16 protein-coding genes are annotated in these 17,954 nt (G+C 69.4%); 7 read left to right on the top strand and 9 right to left on the bottom strand.

The window, feature by feature from the left end; all coding sequences use genetic code 11:
• Nucleotides 1–172 precede the first annotated feature (172 nt).
• Nucleotides 173–1,096, bottom strand: coding sequence for an NAD(P)/FAD-dependent oxidoreductase (locus O3I_RS09130; protein WP_014982619.1), 924 nt, complete (start codon nt 1,094–1,096; stop codon nt 173–175).
• A gap of 91 nt (nt 1,097–1,187) precedes the next feature.
• Between O3I_RS09130 and O3I_RS09125 the strand changes: the two genes are divergently transcribed.
• Together O3I_RS09125 and O3I_RS09120 are read left to right on the top strand one after the other, a co-directional pair.
• Nucleotides 1,188–1,778: a helix-turn-helix domain-containing protein gene (locus tag O3I_RS09125; protein ID WP_014982618.1), complete on the top strand. Its 591-nt coding sequence runs from the start codon at nt 1,188–1,190 to the stop codon at nt 1,776–1,778.
• Nucleotides 1,779–1,942: 164 nt separating this feature from the next.
• Complete coding sequence (locus O3I_RS09120; protein WP_014982617.1) at nt 1,943–2,683, top strand: AAA family ATPase; 741 nt, start codon at nt 1,943–1,945, stop codon at nt 2,681–2,683.
• Between the two features lie 12 nt (nt 2,684–2,695).
• Here the strand turns inward: O3I_RS09120 and O3I_RS09115 are convergent, their stop codons facing one another.
• Entirely contained in the window at nt 2,696–3,652 is a 957-nt protein-coding gene (locus tag O3I_RS09115) for a diacylglycerol kinase (RefSeq protein ID WP_014982616.1), read from the bottom strand.
• Complete coding sequence (locus O3I_RS09110; RefSeq protein ID WP_041563564.1) at nt 3,649–5,226, bottom strand: FAD-binding oxidoreductase; 1,578 nt, start codon at nt 5,224–5,226, stop codon at nt 3,649–3,651. The genes O3I_RS09115 and O3I_RS09110 overlap by 4 nt, the downstream gene beginning before the upstream one ends.
• 98 nt (nt 5,227–5,324) lie before the next feature.
• Here O3I_RS09110 and O3I_RS09105 point away from each other — a divergent pair, with 98 nt between their 5' ends.
• Together O3I_RS09105 and O3I_RS09100 are read left to right on the top strand one after the other, a co-directional pair.
• A complete protein-coding gene (locus tag O3I_RS09105) occupies nt 5,325–5,972 on the top strand; it encodes a TetR/AcrR family transcriptional regulator (protein ID WP_081593932.1) in 648 nt (215 codons plus the stop codon).
• 513 nt (nt 5,973–6,485) lie between these two features.
• Nucleotides 6,486–8,036: a glycerol-3-phosphate dehydrogenase/oxidase gene (locus O3I_RS09100; protein WP_014982613.1), complete on the top strand. Its 1,551-nt coding sequence runs from the start codon at nt 6,486–6,488 to the stop codon at nt 8,034–8,036.
• A 394-nt stretch (nt 8,037–8,430) separates the two neighbouring features.
• Here O3I_RS09100 and O3I_RS09095 read toward each other — a convergent pair whose 3' ends face one another.
• The 4 genes from O3I_RS09095 to O3I_RS09080 all read right to left on the bottom strand — a co-directional run bounded on the left by O3I_RS09095 (nt 8,431) and on the right by O3I_RS09080 (nt 11,959).
• Nucleotides 8,431–9,615 carry an NAD(P)/FAD-dependent oxidoreductase gene (locus O3I_RS09095; protein WP_014982612.1) on the bottom strand — a complete coding sequence of 395 codons (1,185 nt, stop codon included), beginning with the start codon at nt 9,613–9,615 and terminating at the stop codon, nt 8,431–8,433.
• Between the two features lie 81 nt (nt 9,616–9,696).
• Complete coding sequence (locus O3I_RS09090; protein ID WP_014982611.1) at nt 9,697–10,641, bottom strand: RNA polymerase sigma-70 factor; 945 nt, start codon at nt 10,639–10,641, stop codon at nt 9,697–9,699.
• 84 nt (nt 10,642–10,725) lie between these two features.
• On the bottom strand, nt 10,726–11,271 hold the full coding sequence (locus O3I_RS09085; RefSeq protein WP_237748273.1) for a GNAT family N-acetyltransferase: 546 nt from the start codon (nt 11,269–11,271) through the stop codon (nt 10,726–10,728).
• A 7-nt stretch (nt 11,272–11,278) separates the two neighbouring features.
• Complete coding sequence (locus O3I_RS09080; protein WP_014982609.1) at nt 11,279–11,959, bottom strand: TetR/AcrR family transcriptional regulator; 681 nt, start codon at nt 11,957–11,959, stop codon at nt 11,279–11,281.
• 158 nt (nt 11,960–12,117) lie between these two features.
• Here O3I_RS09080 and O3I_RS09075 point away from each other — a divergent pair, with 158 nt between their 5' ends.
• Nucleotides 12,118–12,954, top strand: coding sequence for an SDR family oxidoreductase (locus tag O3I_RS09075; protein WP_014982608.1), 837 nt, complete (start codon nt 12,118–12,120; stop codon nt 12,952–12,954).
• A 487-nt stretch (nt 12,955–13,441) separates the two neighbouring features.
• Here O3I_RS09075 and O3I_RS44445 read toward each other — a convergent pair whose 3' ends face one another.
• A complete protein-coding gene (locus O3I_RS44445; protein ID WP_014982607.1) occupies nt 13,442–14,035 on the bottom strand; it encodes a hypothetical protein in 594 nt (197 codons plus the stop codon).
• Between the two features lie 1,308 nt (nt 14,036–15,343).
• On the opposite strand from O3I_RS44445, the gene O3I_RS44430 reads away from it, so the two are divergent.
• Complete coding sequence (locus O3I_RS44430; protein ID WP_014982604.1) at nt 15,344–15,712, top strand: FHA domain-containing protein; 369 nt, start codon at nt 15,344–15,346, stop codon at nt 15,710–15,712.
• 127 nt (nt 15,713–15,839) lie between these two features.
• On the opposite strand, the gene O3I_RS09050 is transcribed toward O3I_RS44430, so the two are convergent.
• Nucleotides 15,840–17,042 (bottom strand): cytochrome P450, encoded by a 1,203-nt coding sequence (locus O3I_RS09050; protein WP_014982603.1) that lies wholly within the window; start codon nt 17,040–17,042, stop codon nt 15,840–15,842.
• Nucleotides 17,043–17,256: 214 nt separating this feature from the next.
• On the opposite strand from O3I_RS09050, the gene O3I_RS09045 reads away from it, so the two are divergent.
• Nucleotides 17,257–17,952, top strand: coding sequence for a GbsR/MarR family transcriptional regulator (locus O3I_RS09045; protein ID WP_014982602.1), 696 nt, complete (start codon nt 17,257–17,259; stop codon nt 17,950–17,952).
• Nucleotides 17,953–17,954: the final 2 nt, after the last annotated feature.

Below are 17,954 nucleotides of genomic sequence, written 5' to 3'. Positions count from 1 at the left end.
GCTCAACGGATTTCCGCAGGGGCGGGGCTGCGCGCACAAACAAAAAGTAAGGCGGAGTCTTCGGTGGATGAGGGACACCGAAGACTCCGCCTACAACTCATAGCTTACCGTCCCAGCTGGAAGTGTTCCGGAATCCATACGGAATTCTCAGCTTCGGGCGATACCTGCCCACCTAACCCGTCGAAACGGGCATTTGGGCGGCCGCCAGGGCCAGATCGCCGTTGATGTCGACCGCGGCGGTGTACCCCGCGCCCGCCGCGACGACGACCTGAGCCGCGGCGTTCGCGACGTTCCCCGCGGCCCAGACCCCGGGCACGCTGGTGCGTCCCGCCGGGTCGGCGACCACCCATCCCTTGTCGTCGAATGCGCAGCCGAGCCCGTGCAGCAGATCGGCCTCCGGCACGAAACGGGGCGCGACGAACAGCGCCGAGCGCGAGACGGTCCGGCCGTCGGTCAGTTCCACTGCGCGCAACGTACCGTCGATCACCAGCCGGGCGACCGTTCCCTCGACGATCCGCACGCCCACGGCGGAGAGCCGGCCGCGGTCGGCGTCGGACAGTTCCATGGTGTGCGGGAACAGGATCACGTCGTCGGACCATTGCGGCAGCAGCAACGCGAGGTGCAGCACCCGGGGGTCCGCTCCGCCGAGCAGGCCCAACGGCTGGTCGCGCACCTCGTAGCCGTGGCAGTACGGACAGTGCAACACCTCGGCGCCCCACCGCTCTTGCACGCCGGGCAGGTCGGGCAGTTCGTCACGCAGACCGGTCGCGATCAGCAATCGGCGCGCCGTCAGCACCCGGCCGCTCGCCAGCTGGACGGTGAAATCCGCACTGCCCTCGATCTTTTCGGCCTTCGTCACGACGTCGTCGATCAGCTCGCCCCCGTAGCCTGCAACCTCGGCCGCGCCGACGGTCAGCAGTTCGCCGGGCGGCATGCCGTCCCGCGAGAGGAACCCGTGCATGTGCTCGGCGGGCGCATTGCGCGCCGGTCCACCACGCACCACCGCGACCCGGCGCCGCGACCTGGTCAGCACCAGCGCCGCGGACAGTCCCGCCGCGCCCCCGCCGACCACCACTACCTCATATGTCTCGTTCATCAGTGATCACCTCCGCCGACAGCGTGCCGTTCCGCGTCCTGTTACGGCAACCAATATTGCCAATTCCGGGAAATCGCGGTGCACTGGAGTCATGGAGAACCAGACCATCGCCGCGACGCTCGCCGACATCGGTCCCCGGCTCAAAGCGGCGCGCACCCATCGCAAAGTCACCTTGACCGCCCTGGCCGAGACGACCGGGATCTCCAAGAGCACACTGTCGCGACTGGAATCCGGCCAGCGCCGCGCCAGCCTCGAATTGCTGCTGCCGATCGCGCAGGCCTTGCAGGTGCCGCTCGACGAACTCGTCGCCGCCCCCAGAACCGCCGATCCGCGGGTGCACGCCCACGCGCGGAAGATCAACGGTATCACCGTCTTTCCGCTCACCCGCCAGCCCGGACCGTTGCAGGCCTTCAAGATGGTGCTGCCCCCCGATCGCACCGAACCGGAGGTGCGGGTGCACGAGGGCTACGAGTGGCTGTATGTCCTGTCCGGCCAGTTGCGGATGATCCTCGGCGAGCACGATGTCGTGCTCGGCCCCGGTGAAGCGGCCGAATTCGATACCCGCCAACCGCATTGGTTCGGCAGCACCGGCCGCGGTCCGGTGGAGTTGCTCAGCCTCTTCGGCAGTCAGGGCGAGCGGATGCACCTGCGGGCCCGGCCCCGGCGCGGCCGTACGGATTGATCACAATTCTACCTTGTCCGTATTGTCCGTTCTTGCCAGATCGGCTCGAGATGCGGACGCTGGAGAGTGTGAACGCATCCGGTAGTCGCCTTCAGGGGAATCTCAGTGAAAAACCAGGGTATTCCCCGTTGCGACGCCGAAGACGATTGGGGACGCTGGAAGAGGTGAAGCCCCCGCTCGACACGTACGCCGACGAGGCCGTGCTCCCCCTCGCCGAAGCCGCGCGACCCGCCGAGGCCGACTGGCCGCCCGTGGACCTGCTCGCCACCGAGGTGGTGCCGCCCGTCTTCGCCCCCGACGCGGTGCACGACCTGCGGGGTCGTTCCATCGATGAATTGCAGTACCCCGCAACCGCCGCCCTGGTCGTCGCGGGTTTGCCGGGCGCGGGAAAGAGCACCGTGCTGCGCCGTTTCTTCGGCACCGACACCGACGCCGAGCAGCCGTCCGGTGGACCCGAAGGTTCGGTGGTGCTCGATTCGCTACAGGTCCGCAATCGGTTGCGGCACCGGCTCGGCTGGCTGCCCTACGCACTGTGGCGGCCGGTGGTGCACGTCGCACATTTCGCCGGAATCCATGCGGCACTGCGCGATACGGACGGTCCGGTGGTGATCCACGACTGCGCCACCGTCGGGTGGGCGCGGCGGGTGATCTCGTTCTGGGCCGCCGGATACGGCCGCGAGCTGCACGTCATCCTGCTCGACGTGCCCGCCACCGTGGCCAAGGCCGGTCAGCACGCCCGGGGCCGACGATCCAACCGAATGACGTTCGTGCTGCACTGCTTTCGCTGGCGCCAGCTGATGAACCGGCTGCGCTCCGGGCAGACCATGCGGCCCGCGCCGGAGTCGCTGGTGATCGTCGACCGGCGCAACATCAACCGGATGCGCCGAGTCACCTTCGCCGCGTAGCGGATTACGCGCTCACGGCACCAGCACGGTGAGCGCGCCGCGCACGGCGCGCACCGTGATCGGCAGCGCGCCCGCCGGTTCGCCGTCGGCCGTGGCCGGGGTGTCGGGCGCGGTGAGCGTGATCTCCGCGGCGCGATACTGGGTGACCTTCGGGTGGATCTGCCGCTTGCCCGCCGACAGCGCGGGCAGCAGCCGCAGCATCTCGCGGCGCGACAGCGCGCCGACGACCGTCAGATCGAGCAGCCCGTCGTCCATTTCCGCGTCCGGGCAGATCAGCATGCCGCCGCCGTAGGTGCGGGTGTTGCCGATCGCGACCATCACCGCGTCGATCTCCAGGTTCGAGCCGCCGCCGGGGTTGGTCAGTCCGTCGGTGACCGCGCCGGTCAACGCCACCCGGTAGGGCACCGGGAACAGGCGCGAGATCTCGGCCAGTGCCGCCGCGGTGTAGCGCATGCGCCCTTTCGGCCAGCTCATCCGGTTCGCGCGCAGGCTGACCCTGGCGTCGAACCCGGTGCCGGACACGGTGGCGAACCAGGTCGGCGCCGAACCTGGTACCGGCGCGTCGATCCTGCCGAGGTCGATGGCGCGCTCGCGCCCATCGAGCACGACATCGGCCGCGGCCACCGGATCCTCGGTCGGGATGCCGAGCTCCCTGGCGAGATCGTTGCCGGTGCCCGCCGGGATCATGCCGAGCGGCACACCCGATTCGGCGACGGCCGCGAGGATCACGTTGACCAGACCGTCGCCGCCGATGCAGACCACCGCGTCCGGGCGGTCCCGTTCGATCGAATCCCGAACCTGCCGTACCGATTCGGCGGCGGAGGGCGCCCGCACCTCGGTGATCTCGACGCCACGCGCACGCAGCCGTGCCAAAGCCGCATCCGCGACGTCGTGGCCCTTGCCGTGCCCGGATCGCGGATTGGTCACCACGGTGACCGAAAGCCCGCTGCGGGATGAATCCTGTGTCACGGAACCAGCTTTCCAGGATTGAGGATGCCCGCGGGGTCCAGTTCGGCTTTCACCGCGCGCAGCACGCGCACCCCGAGCTCGCCGATCTCGGCGGGCAGCCAAGGCCGATGATCGGTGCCGACCGCATGGTGATGGGTGATGGTGCCGCCCGCGGCCACGATCGCGTCGCCGACCGCCTGTTTCGCGAGGTGCCACTGGGCGATCGGATCGTCGAGCTGCTTGGCGACGATGGTGAAGTACAGCGAGGCACCCGTGGGGTAGGTGTGCGAGATGTGGCACATGACCAGCGGCGGGGTGCCCTGACCGGCGAGCGAGTCGGTGAGCGCCGCGGTGACCTTCGCCTTGAGCACCGGCACATTCGACCAGATCGTCGCGGTCTCCAGGGTTTCGCACAGCACGCCGACATCGAGCAGCGCGTCACGCATATACGGCGCGCCGAAGCGGCCGTGTTCCCATTCCCGGGCCGGAGTTTCGCCGAGATCGGTGCCGCCCGCCGCGGCCAGCAACGCCCCCGCCTCGGCACTGCGCGCCGCGACATGCGCCGCGCTGCCTTCGAACGTGGTGATGGCCAGGCAGCCGGTGACGGCATTGCCGCCGATATCGCCCGCGCGCGCGAGGTTGATGCCGGTTTCGGCCTCGTCGGACAGGCGCAGCACGGTCGGCGCCGCCCCTGCCTGCACCACCGAACGCAGTGCGGCGGTGCCGGTTTCGAAGTCGGGGAAAGACCAGGCTTGGTAGGCAACGGTTTCCGGCACCGGATGCACCCGCACCGTCACCTCGGTGATCACGCCGAGTGCGCCTTCGGAACCGACGAACAGCTCACGCAGATCCGGGCCCGCCGCGGACGCCGGCGCGCGGCCGAGTTCCACTGTGCCGCTGGGGGTCGCGATCTTCAGTCGCTGCACCATGTCGTCGAAGCGGCCGTACCCCGCGGACGCCTGACCGGAGGACCGGGTCGCCGCGAAACCGCCGATGGTGGCGAACTCGAAGCTCTGCGGAAAGTGGCCGAGCGAAAGCCCTTGCGCGGCAAGTAATTGCTCCGTGCGCGGACCGGTGAGCCCAGCGCCGAGGGTCACCAGGCCGCTGATCGGGTCGACGTCGGTGACGGTATCGAGCCTGCGCAGGTCGATCGCGATCACCGCGTCGAAACGACCGCGGACCGGGTCGACGCCGCCCACCACACTCGTTCCGCCGCCGAACGGCACCACGGCGATCCCCTGCTCGGCGCAGTAGGCCAGCACGGCCAGGACCTGCGCATGGTCGGCGGGAGCGACGATGGCGTCGGGCGCGTCCTGCGGCTCTTCGGCACGACGGCGCAGCAGGTCGAAGGTGCTCTTGCCGCCCGCGTGCCGCAACCGGTCGCGGTGGTCGGCCGACACGTTGTCCGCGCCGACCACCCCGGCCAACCCGTCTCGCTGGTCCGGCGTGAGCGCCGACTCGCGGAGCAGCACATCGCCCTCATCGCGGCGCGCCACCGGGTCGCCGGACACTCCGAACACCTGCGTCAAGAGGTTCCGGATCTGTGCCGACAGCGGCTTGTGTCCGGCGGGAATGCCCCAGGCATCCCAGACCATACCCGCCGCGGCCTCGGTTACGCCCGAGTTCTGCGCGGGAGTCGGTTCCTCGCCGGTGTGCTTCTGCGTCTCGACCATGCGTTACAGTTTGACATAGAATGTCAAGTAGTAACGATGAGCTGCCGACCCGAGGTGACACCTTGACCGCTCCGGACGAGTCCGCCGACACCGCACCTTCCGCGATCGACCTCGCGATCTTCGAGGCCGCGCGCCGTTGCGTCGAGGAATTCGGCGTGCGGCGCACCACCCTCACCGAGGTGGCGCGGCGGGCCGGAGTCAGCCGGCCGACCGTCTACCGCCGGTGGCCGGACACCGGCGCGCTGGTAGCCGAGCTGCTGGTGCGTGAGCTGCGCGCGATCGTCACCGACTCCATGCCGCGCGCGGGCACCGGGCGGGCCCGCTTGGTCGAGGGCATCGTCGCCGGCGCCGCGACCGTGCGCTCGAACTCGTTGTTCGGCAAGATCTTCCGCACCGACACCGACCTGATGCTCACCTACGTGTTCGGCCGGCTGGGCCGCAACCAGCGCGCGCTGATCGAGCTGTTCGCGGCCGGGATCCGAGAAGGCCAGCAGGACGGCTCGATTCGCGCGGGCGATCCGGAACATCTGGCCACCATGCTGTTGCTGATCGCACAGTCCGCCGTGCAATCCGCCGGCACGGTCGCGCCGGTGCTGCGCGGCACGGAACTCGACGCCGAACTGCGCCACGCGATCGACGGCTATCTCGTTCCGGGCGCGTCCCGGTGAACACGGTTCGGGCGATGCCCCAAGCGGTTGGGGTTGCCCTGGGCGCGGCTCGGGCTGTCCCCACGCGGTTCGGGTCACGCCCTACGCGGTTCGGGCTGCCCCACGCGGTTCAGGTTGTCCCCCACGCCGTTCGGGTCACGCCCTACGCGGTTCGGGCTGCCCCGGACGTGGCTCGGGCTACGCTCCGCGCGACTCCGGTCGCCCCGCGCGGTTCAGGTTGGCTCCCGCGCGGTTCGGGTTGCCCCACGCAGTTCAGGTCGCCCCCCTGCGCAGTTCAGGTGGTGGCCCCACCCGGCTCGGGTTACGCCCCACGCTGTTCGGATTCCCCCCACACGGTTCAAGTTGTCCCCACGCGGTTCGGGTCACGCCCCCACGCGGTTCGAGTTGGCCCCCACGCGGTTCGGGGTTGTCCCTCGGCGCGATTCATGCGGCGTCTTACTCGGTTCGGGTGTTGCCGCAGACGAGTGCCGGGCGTCGCGCAGGCGATGCCATCGATATCGGAAAGGTAGTGCGATGACCAGGAATTCGGTGGTTACCGGAGATTCGGCCCTCAACGCGGACCGGCGCACCCGCGAGCTGCGACAGCTCGGCGACGGTGCACAGATCGATCTGCTGATCATCGGCGGCGGGGTCACCGGTGCGGGCGCGGCGCTGGACGCGGCCGCGCGCGGGCTGCGTACCGTGCTGGTCGAGCGACACGATCTCGCGTTCGGCACCAGCCGCTGGAGTTCCAAGCTCGTGCACGGCGGGTTGCGTTACCTCGCCAGCGGTCAGGTCGGCATCGCGCACGAGAGCGCCGTCGAGCGCGGCATCCTGATCCGCACCACCGCACCGCATCTCGTGCGACCGCTCCCCCAGCTCGTCCCGCTGCTGCCCGGTATCGGCGCGGCGCAGAGCGCGCTCGTCCGAGCGGGTTTCGCGGCGGGCGATCTGTTGCGTCGCGGGGCGGGCACCCCCGCATCGATCCTGCCCCGGTCCCGCCGAGTCGCCGCGGCCGAGGCGCTACGTCTCGCGCCGACGGTTCGCCGCGCGGGCTTGCGCGGCGGGCTGCAAGCCTGGGACGGACAGCTCGTCGACGATGCCCGCCTGGTGGTCGCGCTGGCGCGCACCGCGGCCGCGGAGGGTGCGAGCGTGCTGACGCGTGTGGAAGCTCTTGATGTGACCGGAGATTCGGCCACGTTACGGGACACGCTCAGCGGCGAGAGCATGACCGTGCGGGCCCGCGCGGTGGTGAACGCGACCGGCGTCTGGGCCGACGAGGTCGACCCCAGTATCGAGCTGCGCCCGAGCCGCGGCACACACCTGGTGTTCGACGCCGCCGCGTTCGGGGGCCTCACCGCATCGCTGACCGTGCCGGTGCCCGGCAGTACCAGCCGATTCGTCTTCGCCTTCCCCGCCGCGCACGGCCGGGTGTACCTCGGCCTGACCGATGAGGACGCGCCCGGCCCGGTGCCCGACGAACCGAAACCCACCGAGGCCGAGATCGGCTTCCTGCTCGACACGATCAACACCGCGCTGCGGGAACCGTTGAAGCGGGCCGATATCCGAGGCAGCTACGCGGGCCTGCGCCCGCTGCTGAAAACCGCCGACGACAGCACCGCCGACATCTCCCGCAAGCACGCGGTATTGACCTCGCCGACCGGTGTCGTCACCATCGTCGGCGGCAAGTTGACCACCTACCGCCGCATGGCCGAGGACGCCGTCGACGCCGCGGTTTCCCGCGCCGCACTGTCCGCCGGACCCTGCCGCACCCGTCGACTTCCGTTGGTGGGCGCGGTATCCGGCGCGGAACGCGATCGTATCGACGCACCACCCACCCTGATCGATCGCTACGGCAGCGAGGCCGCGACCATTCTCGCTGCCGCACAGTCCAACCCGGCTCTCGCCGACCCCATCGCGCCGGGAATCGACGTCACCGCAGCCGAATTCGCTTTCGCGGTCACCCACGAGGGCGCCCTCACCCCCGACGATCTACTCGACCGTCGCACCCGCATCGGCCTCGTGCCCGCCGACCGCACAGCCGCCACCCCTGCCGCCGCCGCAGCCCTGGCCCCCGCCACCTGAAAGGCCACAGGCGACCGTGCTGCACGCGGCCTCGGATCCCGCACCCACCCGGGTCGCACCCCTTCTGCGGTGTCGCACCCCTTCTGCGGTGTCGCACGCGCTATGGCAGGCCACAGCGCGTGCGCGAACACAGAACCCGTGCGGGAACCACTCCTGTGCCGCTCGGGAGCGGATCGCCCACGGCCGTCGCGGACGGACGCTGCTACGAGACAAGGGCTCCGGGCGCGGACGCCAGGCGCGGTCACTGGCCGCACACCGGGCGCAGTCACCGGCCAGACGCCGGGCGCAGTCACCGGCCGCACGCCGGGCGCAGTCACCGGCCAGTCGCTGCAGCCGACAACGTGACCTCGTCAGCTGCAGCGTCTGAATATCCGCTCCGCCCAACCAATTTCGGTCACACAGCGCGAACGGGGGTCTCCACCCCACCGGCGACGATGTGCCGGCGACGGGTGGGCATCATCATCGTCGGGTGCGAGATGCTCCAGGCGGTGCTCGCGCAGATCAGTTCCTTGATGCGGGCACCGATCCGACCGGTGAGGACGGTGGAGGTGACCTCGTCGGCGGGTGTCACCCGCTGGACGATCGCGTCGCGGCGGCCGAGGCTGACGCATTGCAACGCGTAACCGATCGTGGTCTCCGGCACTTTACGTCCGGTCAGCCGCGCGGCGAGAACGTCGGCGGCCAGCCACGCCATGGGAGTCGCTGTGGCGCAAGCCATCCGCAGCGGTTTGCCGCCCACTCCGGCGGCGATCGCGGCGTCACCGACCGCGTACACGTCGGGGTGCGAGACCGAGCGCATCCCGGCATCGACGACGATCCGCCCGGTCTCGGACACCTCCAGGGTGGTGGCGGCCGCGATCGGGTGCACGGTGAATCCGGCGGTCCACACGGTCACTTCGGCCGGAAGTTCCCCGGCGGCGGTGATTACGGCGTTCGCTTCGACGCGTGCGACGTCGGCGTTTTCGTGCACGGTGATGCCGAGCCGATCGAACACGCGGTCCAGGTGCCGCTGCGCCTTCGCGCTGAGCCAGTCGCCGACACCGCCGCGGGCGGCGATCGCCACGGCCAGTTCGGGATACGCCTCGGCGATCTCGGTGGCCGCTTCGATACCGGTCAGGCCACCGCCGACGATCAACACCGACGCACCGGGCGCCAGCTCGGCCAATCGAGTCCGCAGCCGCGACGCGGCTTGCTTCCCCGCGATGTCGTAAGCATGGTCGGCGACTCCGGGTACGCCGTGATCGGTGGTGGTGCTCCCGAGCGCGTACACGAGGGTGTCGTAGCCGAGGGTGTCGTCGCCGTGCTCGCCGACCAGGTCGACGGTCTTGCGATCGACGTCCACCGCGGTCACCCAGGCGGTACGAACCTGCACCCCGGTGCCCGCGAAGACCGCGCGCAACGGACGCGACGGCAGGTCCTGTCCGCTCGCGAGCTGGTGCAAGCGGATCCGCTCGACGAATTCGGTGTCGGCGTTGACCAGGGTGATCTCGACGTCGTCACCGTGCAGCCGCTTGGCGAGGCGGCCGGCGGTGTTGGCTCCGGCGTATCCGGCTCCGAGGACGACAATGCGATGCTTCATGGCTCGCTCCTATCTGGGTTGTGCTCACCTCCTGAACCGGACAGCCGCACAATCCCTGACAGGTAGCGAACGAGAGCTAGGTCACCATGTCCAGTCGAGCGGCTGCGGCTGTTCGCTGTCCGCCCATACCCGCGCCAGGTGGGTCAGCTTCTCGGGGTTGACCTGGATATGGATTCGCGCGACGCCGTCGGGGGTCGCGTCGAGGCAGAAAACACCGATCACCTGTTCGTCGACCTCCACGAGCAGCGCGGGCGCGCCGTTGGCGACGACGGCGTAGAAGGCCGGGGTGCCGCCGATCATCGCGCGTTTGCTCTCGCTCCGCCGGAACAGTCCACGCAGGTAACGCGCGATCTGGAGCGCGCCCAGCACCGGAGTCTTCCTGGCCCGCACCCGGCCGCCGCCGTCGGCCACGCTGACCGCGTCGGCGGTGAGCAGCCGGATCAGCGCGTCGGTATCGCCGCTGAGCGCGGCGGCGAGGAATTCCTCGACGACCTTGCGTGCCGCGACCGCATCGATCTCGGCGCGGGCCCGCTCGTCGCTGAGGTGCTGTTTGGCGCGTCGATAGATCTGCTGACAGTTCGCTTCGGTGCGGTCGAGCAGCTCGGCGATCTCGCGATGGGAGTACCCGAAGGCCTCGCGCAGCACGTACACGACCCGCTCGTTGGGCGAGAGCCGCTCCATCAGGGTGAGCATCGCGATCGAGACGGACTCGCGCTGCTCGGCGGTGTCGGCCGGACCCAGGATCCGGTCGCCGGCCAGCACGGGTTCCGGAAGCCACTGTCCCACATAGGTTTCCCGGCGCGCCCGGGCCGAGGTCAGCTGGTTCAGGCAGATGTTGGTGAGCACCTTCGTCAGCCAGGCCACGGGCGTCTCGATCAGTGTCCGGTCCGCCGCGTGCCAGCGCAGGTACACATCCTGCACCGCGTCCTCGGCATCACCGGCCGACCCGAGGAGCCGGTAGGCGATCGCCTCCAGGCGGCCCCGGTAACCCTCGAACAAATCGGCCTCTTGCATGCTGAGCGACATGACCCCATGGTCGGCCATGCGGGCCGGGCGCGTCCACCCGCCCCCGGCCCGACCCGCCCACGAACACCGCAGGTCAGCGACAGCTCAACTGCCCGAGGCGGTTTCGTCGAACGACCAGGCGTCGAGGTCCGCGCGCATGCAGGCCCGGGGCCAGTCGTCCAGGCCGTGCGCGGCTTCCGCGTCGCGGATCGCGTGCAGGCCGGGCGTCTGCTCCTCGTCGGGGAGGTAGCGGAACCCGATCCGCTCGTAGTACGGCCCGTTCCAGGCCACCTCGGTGAACGTGGTGAGCGTCATCGCCTGCGTCCCTCGGGCTTTCGCCCAGCGGACGGCGTGGTCGATCAACTGTTTGCCGATCCGCCTGCCGCGATGGTCGGGGTGTACCGAGACCTGGTCGATGTGCACGTCGCCGTCCACCAGCTCGGCCATCAGGTAGCCGATCGGCGGGTCGGCGTCGTCGGTCCACACCCAGACGCGCCCGGCCTGCTGGGCCTCGCGCAGTATCTCCAGTGCGGGCGGGTCGTCTTCCGCGACAGCGGTCATCCCGATTTCGGCGAACGGTTTTCCCGCCGCGATCTCGATTTGCTGAAGGGCAGGCAGGTCATCCTCGGTCGCCGGACGGATCACAGACACGCACCCATTATCGGGTCCAGGTGACCGGCGTGCCGAGAATGCCGTCGATGAGCACCCGAAGTGCCCACTGGGCGCGGGCGTCGCCGTCGCCGGAGGTCAAGGATTCGCGCATCGACACGACCATCGGATAGCGGTCCGCGGGGAGCGCGGCATAGCGCGCGGTGACCTCCGCGATGTGCTGTTCGGCGCGCATGCCTTTGGTGTTGTAGGCGCTCTGCTCGGCGGCGGCCGCGGTGATGTAGAGGAACAGCAGGTCCACCGCCCAGGAGTTGGTCTGCTCGGCCACGCCGCCCTCGGCGAGCAGCGCGAGCATGCGATCGACCAGCGCCAGCGCGTTCTCGCCGGTGGGGATGGCGCCGAGCGCGACCAGCGCGACTCCCTCGTGCCTGCTCATCACCGCGATCGCCGAGTGCACCAGCGCGACGAGTCGTTCGCGCCAGGTGCCGCCGGCCGGTTGCTCGATCATGCCGAGCACGTGATCGAGCATCGCGGCCATCAGGTCGTCGCGATTGGCGATGTAGACGTACAGCGAAGCCGCGCCGGTGTCGAGATCCTGGGCCACCCGGCGCATGGTCAAGGCGGCGAGGCCGTCCTGGTCCAGGATGCGCAGCCCGGTCTCGATGATCACCTCACGGCTCAGCGGCGCCTTGGCCGGGCGCGCTCGACGGCTCACAGGCGCTTCGTTCATGAGGCGAGCATACGGCATAACGAACAGCGTTTGACACGAACGACGTTCGTCTCGTACCGTTTCGCTCGAACGAACAACGTTCGTCAGCCGTCTCGCCCGGATCCATCGTTGCCCCGATCGGCGAGCGCGGTCACTGCGCTACTCACCAAGGACTTCCCATGTTTCTCATCACCGGCGGCCGCGGCGCGGTCGGCACCCATCTGCTGGATCTGCTGCGCGCCGACGGCCATGCCGTCCGAGTCGGCTCACGGCGACCCGAAGAATTGGAGTTGCCCGCCGATGTCCCCGGCATCGCCTGCGACCTGACCGACCCGCAGACATTTCCCGCCGCACTGTCCGGCGTCGACGCGGTGTTCCTCTACGCCGAGTCCGCGGCGGTCACCGAATTCGTCTCCGCCGCAACCGAAGCCGGCGTAGAGCACATCGTGCTGCTCTCGTCGGCCTCGGTGCTCAGCCCCGACGCGGCGAACAACCCGATCGGAAAAGCACACCTGGACACCGAGATCGGACTCGCCGACGCACCGATGACCGTCACCGTGCTGCGCCCCGGCACCTTCGCGGGCAACGCACGGTTCTGGGCCGGACCGATCAAGGCCGGACAGCCCGTCAGCCTCCCCTACCCGAACGCCTACACCGAGCCGATCCACGAACGCGATATCGCCGCCTGCGCCCACGCCGTACTCACCGCGCCGAAACACCGTGGCGGCCAACACAGTCTGACCGGCCCCGAAGCGCTGACCTTCCGCGAGCAACTCGACCGCGTCGCCTCGGTCATCGGCCGTCCCGTCCCGATCGCCGAAGTCAGCCCCGCGGAATGGAAGGAACAGATGGCACCTCATATGCCCGGTTTCGTCGCAGACGGCCTGCTCGAGCACTGGCGTCGCCACGACGGCGTCCCGACCCCGCTCACCGACACTGTCACCACCCTCACCGGCCAACCAGCCCGCACCTTCACCACGTGGTTGCAGGAGCACGCCGACGAATTCCGGAGCTGAACGACGCCGGTCTTCAGGTCCGCCCCCTTCGGCAACATCCGCCACCGCCACATTCCGCCAGGACCGATCCGGTCGCCGCGCGGTCTTCGTGATCATCGTGGCGAGCCGGGGAAGCTGGGCAGTCTCGTGGGCGACCCCGCGAGGCCCGGTCACGGTAGGCGAAGTCATCGAGCGCCTCGTCGCCGTGACCGAGAAGCGCTGTGCACGCTCGGGTGCATTTGATCGGTGTCGCGCAGGTCGCCCATGTGCGGCAGTTGGCGTGTTCGGGAAGTGGGCGGGGTGGTTGCGGAGGAGATGGTGGCCACAGTGGAGTGGGCGGGTGAATAGCGTGGATGATCAAGTTGTCGCTGGTCGGGCGGTTGCGCGGGCGGGGGTCAGATGTGTACCGGGGGTGTCGAATTCGGCCGCAGAAGATTAATCCGGGGTGGGGTGAGACGGCGGGAGGGTGGTGATCCCGCACAGTTCAAGGCACCGGTTTGCCTCAGGTTCACGCTCTATGCTGGCTTCGAATGTCGGTAGTGCGCCGGGAAGGAGGGCGCGGGTGCGCAGCAAACCGTCCACCGTTGGTATCGCGCCGGGCAACGGCCTGGTCGCGCGCTTCGGTGGCATTGTCGTCTACCTGTCGGGTGAAACCGCTTCCACCGAGCGAATTCTCGGCACGATCGAGGCGGTCGCGGAGTTCGACCATCCCGGCGCGGCCCTGGCCCAGCGTCTCGCGGCCGTGGTTTTCGCGGGCACCGCCGAACCGCAACACTTCGGCGTGGTCGCGCCCGCCGACGACGGCACCCTCATCCTGCTGCGTGGACCGGTGTTCGCCGAGATCAACGGCGCCGAAGGCACCCGGCGCCTCGACGGCACCCGCGCCTTCACCTGGGTCGACGAGATCGTCCGCGAACCGTTCCGCCGCATCACCATCGGCGCGGCCGGCACCGCCGCCCTGAAAGCGTTGCCCCGCACCGACCTCCGCGCCGGCATCGCCCCCGGCGGTGGTTTCGTCCTGAATGCCGCACTCCGTCGCGCCACCAAAACCCCGCGCCGCCCCGCCGAAACCCCACCCCCCGCCGTAGACCTCACCGCCCACCGCGCGCGCACCCGCCCCGCACCCCAAGCCACCGCCTCAGCGGTTCCCCACGCCAACACAAACGATCCGCGCGCCGCCACTCCGACCAACGAACGCGGCCCCACAACCACGTCGGGTGCCTCCGACACTCGCGCCAACGCGAACCGATCTCGCGCCGTCTCGTCGAACAGCGCACGAGAACAGGGTGCCGCCCCTGGCGTCTCCAACACGCAACAACTGGACACCGCGACCGCGGCCTCTAACGGTGCGTCCGGCTCGTCGGCCCAACGCTCTGACGCGGTAGCCGCAGGACGTTCGTCGGCAAGTTCCGCATCGAAAGGTGCGGGCCGCCGCACCCCGATGGTCGAGCCGGAGCCGACCGCGGCTGCGGGTATCACCGCGGCTTCGGCAACAGACGCTGCCGGGAAGGACCCTCGCGCCGCCGCAGTTCAGCGCGGGTCTTCGAAGCAACCTGCTGCGGCAGAAGACAATTCGGCGGACATCCCACTCGACCCGACGGCCGCCGCAGGCTTCGCCGCCGCCTCGGACTCCAGCACGGAGGCAGCTGGGGCCGGGTCGAAAGGGACAGCTGCAGCGAAGCGACAGTCGGCCTCGTCGACGAAGAAGGCGGGGAGCCCCAGCGCGAGGGGCTCAGCCGGGGCGCGGCCCACCATTTCCACAGACGAGCTCGAGGCCACGGCCGCTTCGGGTTTCGGCGCGACGCCGGAGCCGACCGGCGAATCCGATACAGTCGCACCGTCTTCCGCCACGTACTCGTCCACCGGCGTGCACGCCGAGGCATCCTCACGGAAAGCCGATCGATCAACGGTGGGCTCGTCATCGAACGCCGCTGCGGCGCGAGGAACTTCGCCGGACGCAGACGCACCGCTTAAGACAGCTGGCCGGGCGGGCGCGACACCAGGTGGTTCGGTCGCCACGCCAGGCGCGTCAGGCGCGACACCTGGCGCGTCGGGCGCGACACCAGGCGGCTCGGGCGCCACACCAGACACGTCAGGCGCGACACCTGGCGCGTCGGACGCGACACCAGGCGGCTCGGGCGCCACACCAGGCGCGTCGGACCCGACACCTGGCCGGTCAGGCGCGACACCAGGCGCGTCAGGGGCGTCACACGGCGCTTCGGGCGCAGCACCAGGCGCTTCGGCCGCGTACCCGCGACGCCCGGGACGCCCACTGCCCCGCCCACGGCCACCGATCGGGAACAAGGCTGCTGCGGATCGGCCGCTGGCCTGGTCGCAGGCGCGACAGCCGGGTGGCTGGCCGGAACCTGTTGCGCTGCATCGCCCTTCGGACAATCGTGGACTGCGGGTGATGCGACCGGTGCTGGATCGGGCGGTCGGCGCGTTGATCCTGGAGAACGGCACCGCGTATCCGCTCGATCGTCCCTACGTGATCGGGCGCGGTCCCCAAGCCGACGACGCGGTGCGTGCCGCCACCGCTGCACCAATCGTGATTCAACGTGACCGTCATGTCTCGCGGGTGCACGCCTACGTCTCGGTCGATGACGGCAAGGTCTTCGTCCGCGACGCCACCGCCACCTCCGGCACCTTCATCGCGCCACCCGGCACCGACCAGTGGACCCGAATCACCACCTCCCCCACCGAACTTCGCCCCGGCTGGAGCGTCCGCATCAGCGACCGCGTCCTCACCTACCGACCCGACGACCACCCGACTCCCTGAGCTTCCCGCGCCCCGTCATCGGCGATTCCCGGTGGACGCTTGATCACCAAGTAATGGTGGCGGAGGGCAAGTCGGGCGATGCCGCCAGGATTACCTGGTGATCATGCGTCCGACTCAGACCAGCCCGCTACCAGGTCACCGGGAGTTGCTGGACGCCATAGGTACCGAGGCCCTCGGGCCGCAGGGGAACCTCGTCGGCCGGGACGGCGAGGCGCAGGGTTGGGAAGCGTGACAACAGTGCGGGCAAGGCGGTGCGGAGTTCGACTCGGGCCAGCTGCTGACCGAGGCACTGGTGGACGCCATGGCCGAAACCCAGGTGGCCGGTGGCGTTGCGCCGCAGATCGAGGGTGTCGGGGTCCGGGAAGCGAACCGGGTCGCGGTTGGCGGCGTGAGCCGAAAGGGCGACTGTTTCACCGGCTTTGATGATCGTTCCATCGACCTCGACATCCTGCAGGGCCGAGCGGGTGAGGGTGTGCGCGAGGGTCAGGTATCGCATCAACTCTTCGACCGCACGATCGGCGAGGCCGGGGTCGGCGCGCAGGGCGGCCGATTGCTCGGAGTGGCGTAGGAGCGCGAAAGTGCCGAGCGCCAGCATGTTCGCGGTGGTGTCGAATCCGCCGATCAGCAGGAGCACCGCGACGCCGGTGAGTTCGTCCTCGTCGAAGTCGGCGGCAGTCAGCTCGCTGAGCAGATCGTCGGTGGGTGCGTTGCGTTTGTCGGCGACCAAGCGTCGCATGTAATGCCGCGCCTCCTCGAAGACGGCCAACCCCTGCTCGAGGGGAATGTTCGGATCGTTCATCTTGGTGACGAGATCGGCCACCAACTGCTGGAACCGAGGCCGGTCGCGGTCCGGCACGCCGAGCAGTTCGCAGATCACCAGCGCCGGAATCGGATACGCGAACGCTGTCAGCAGATCCAGTGGGCCACCGCTCGTTTCCATGGCGTCCAGGCATTCGGCGCTGACCTGCGCGACGTGCGCGGTGAGCAGTTGCATCCGTCGCACGGTGAACTTGCCGGCCAACAGCTTTCGATAGCGGGTGTGCTCGGGGGCGTCGAGGTTGAGGAAGTCGCCGGGCGGCGCCGGGGGCAGCGGGCCGAGGTCCACGATCGGGGAATGCGCGAGCTCCGCGCGCGCACTGAAACGCGGATCGGCCAGGATGGCGCGCACGGTGGCGTATCCGGTGGCCAACCAGCCGTGGTGGCCGTCCGGAAACACCATGCGGGTCAGTGGATTCCGCGACCGAAGCGCCCGCAGCTCGACGGGAGGATCGAAAGGACAACCGGCAGGACGGTCGGTGGGTATCGCGAAAACGGCGGTCAGCTCGGTCATCGATTTCCTTCTGGTGCGGGGAAGCAACGATGAACGGAACGTAGATAGCGTTCAGCCAATGCTCAACGGAGAATGCACTTATACTCACCATTATTGCAGGTAAAATCCCTTTTTATGATGCAATGACCTTGCCGCTGAAGATGCCCGAACAGCCGTTTCGTGCAATGAGTTGGCGCTGAACGCACGCCACTGCGATCGAAGGAGGACCGCACCGATGCCAGGAGGCAGGCTCACCCTGCACGAGCGGGAATGCATCGCGGACGGGCTGTCCGCCGGACTCGGCTACGCGCAGATCGCACGCCGGCTCGAACGACCGTCCTCGACCATCAGCCGGGAGGTGAACCGCAACGGCGGGCCCGGTCGCTATCGCGCCGAACGCGCACACCGGGCCACCGCGGCGCGCGCCCGACGTGGCAAAGCGCCGGTGGCCACGCAATCGGATTCGGCCGCAGCGGAATTCACGGTCTACAGCGCGGCGGTACGCGAGTTCGCGGCGCAGTTCACCGAGTTGTTCGTCTACGACGGGATGCCTCGGATGCAGGCGCGGGTGATGACCTGCCTGCACCTCACCGATTCCGGCAGTCGCACCGCTGCCGAGCTGGCGCGCTGGCTCGAAGTCAGCCCGGCGTCCATCTCCACCGCCGTCGCCGCGCTGGAGCAGCGGGATCTGATTCGCCGGGAACGTGACGCCCGCCGTCGCGACCGTTACTACATCGACGACGAAACCTGGTACCGCACCACGCTGAACCTGGCCCGCGCCGCCGAGGTACGGGTCGAGGCGGCGCGCCGCGGTGCCGAAATACTGGGCGCGACAACGGGGGCCGGTGCCCGCTTGACCGAGATCAGCCGGTACCTGGACTATCTCGGCAAGCAGATGGTCCAGGTCGTCGAGCGCTGGCCTCGCCCGTGAGA

Source organism: Nocardia brasiliensis ATCC 700358, assembly GCF_000250675.2.
Lineage (GTDB): Bacteria > Actinomycetota > Actinomycetes > Mycobacteriales > Mycobacteriaceae > Nocardia > Nocardia brasiliensis_B.
Note: the sequence above shows the minus strand (reverse complement) of the source record. Positions and strands in the feature narration are given on the sequence as shown.

What these genes read in the sequence shown, in the direction of transcription:
- O3I_RS09075 (WP_014982608.1), top strand. Translation starts at nt 12,118, where the DNA reads ATGTTTCTCATCACCGGCGGCCGCGGCGCGGTCGGCACCCATCTGCTG.
- O3I_RS09095 (WP_014982612.1), bottom strand. Translation starts at nt 9,615, where the DNA reads ATGAAGCATCGCATTGTCGTCCTCGGAGCCGGATACGCCGGAGCCAAC.
- O3I_RS44430 (WP_014982604.1), top strand. Translation starts at nt 15,344, where the DNA reads ATGCGACCGGTGCTGGATCGGGCGGTCGGCGCGTTGATCCTGGAGAAC.
- O3I_RS09045 (WP_014982602.1), top strand. Translation starts at nt 17,257, where the DNA reads ATGCCAGGAGGCAGGCTCACCCTGCACGAGCGGGAATGCATCGCGGAC.
- O3I_RS09105 (WP_081593932.1), top strand. Translation starts at nt 5,325, where the DNA reads ATGTCAAGTAGTAACGATGAGCTGCCGACCCGAGGTGACACCTTGACC.
- O3I_RS09110 (WP_041563564.1), bottom strand. Translation starts at nt 5,226, where the DNA reads ATGGTCTGGGATGCCTGGGGCATTCCCGCCGGACACAAGCCGCTGTCG.
- O3I_RS09125 (WP_014982618.1), top strand. Translation starts at nt 1,188, where the DNA reads ATGGAGAACCAGACCATCGCCGCGACGCTCGCCGACATCGGTCCCCGG.
- O3I_RS09050 (WP_014982603.1), bottom strand. Translation starts at nt 17,042, where the DNA reads ATGACCGAGCTGACCGCCGTTTTCGCGATACCCACCGACCGTCCTGCC.
- O3I_RS09100 (WP_014982613.1), top strand. Translation starts at nt 6,486, where the DNA reads ATGACCAGGAATTCGGTGGTTACCGGAGATTCGGCCCTCAACGCGGAC.
- O3I_RS09090 (WP_014982611.1), bottom strand. Translation starts at nt 10,641, where the DNA reads ATGTCGCTCAGCATGCAAGAGGCCGATTTGTTCGAGGGTTACCGGGGC.
- O3I_RS09130 (WP_014982619.1), bottom strand. Translation starts at nt 1,096, where the DNA reads ATGAACGAGACATATGAGGTAGTGGTGGTCGGCGGGGGCGCGGCGGGA.
- O3I_RS09080 (WP_014982609.1), bottom strand. Translation starts at nt 11,959, where the DNA reads ATGAACGAAGCGCCTGTGAGCCGTCGAGCGCGCCCGGCCAAGGCGCCG.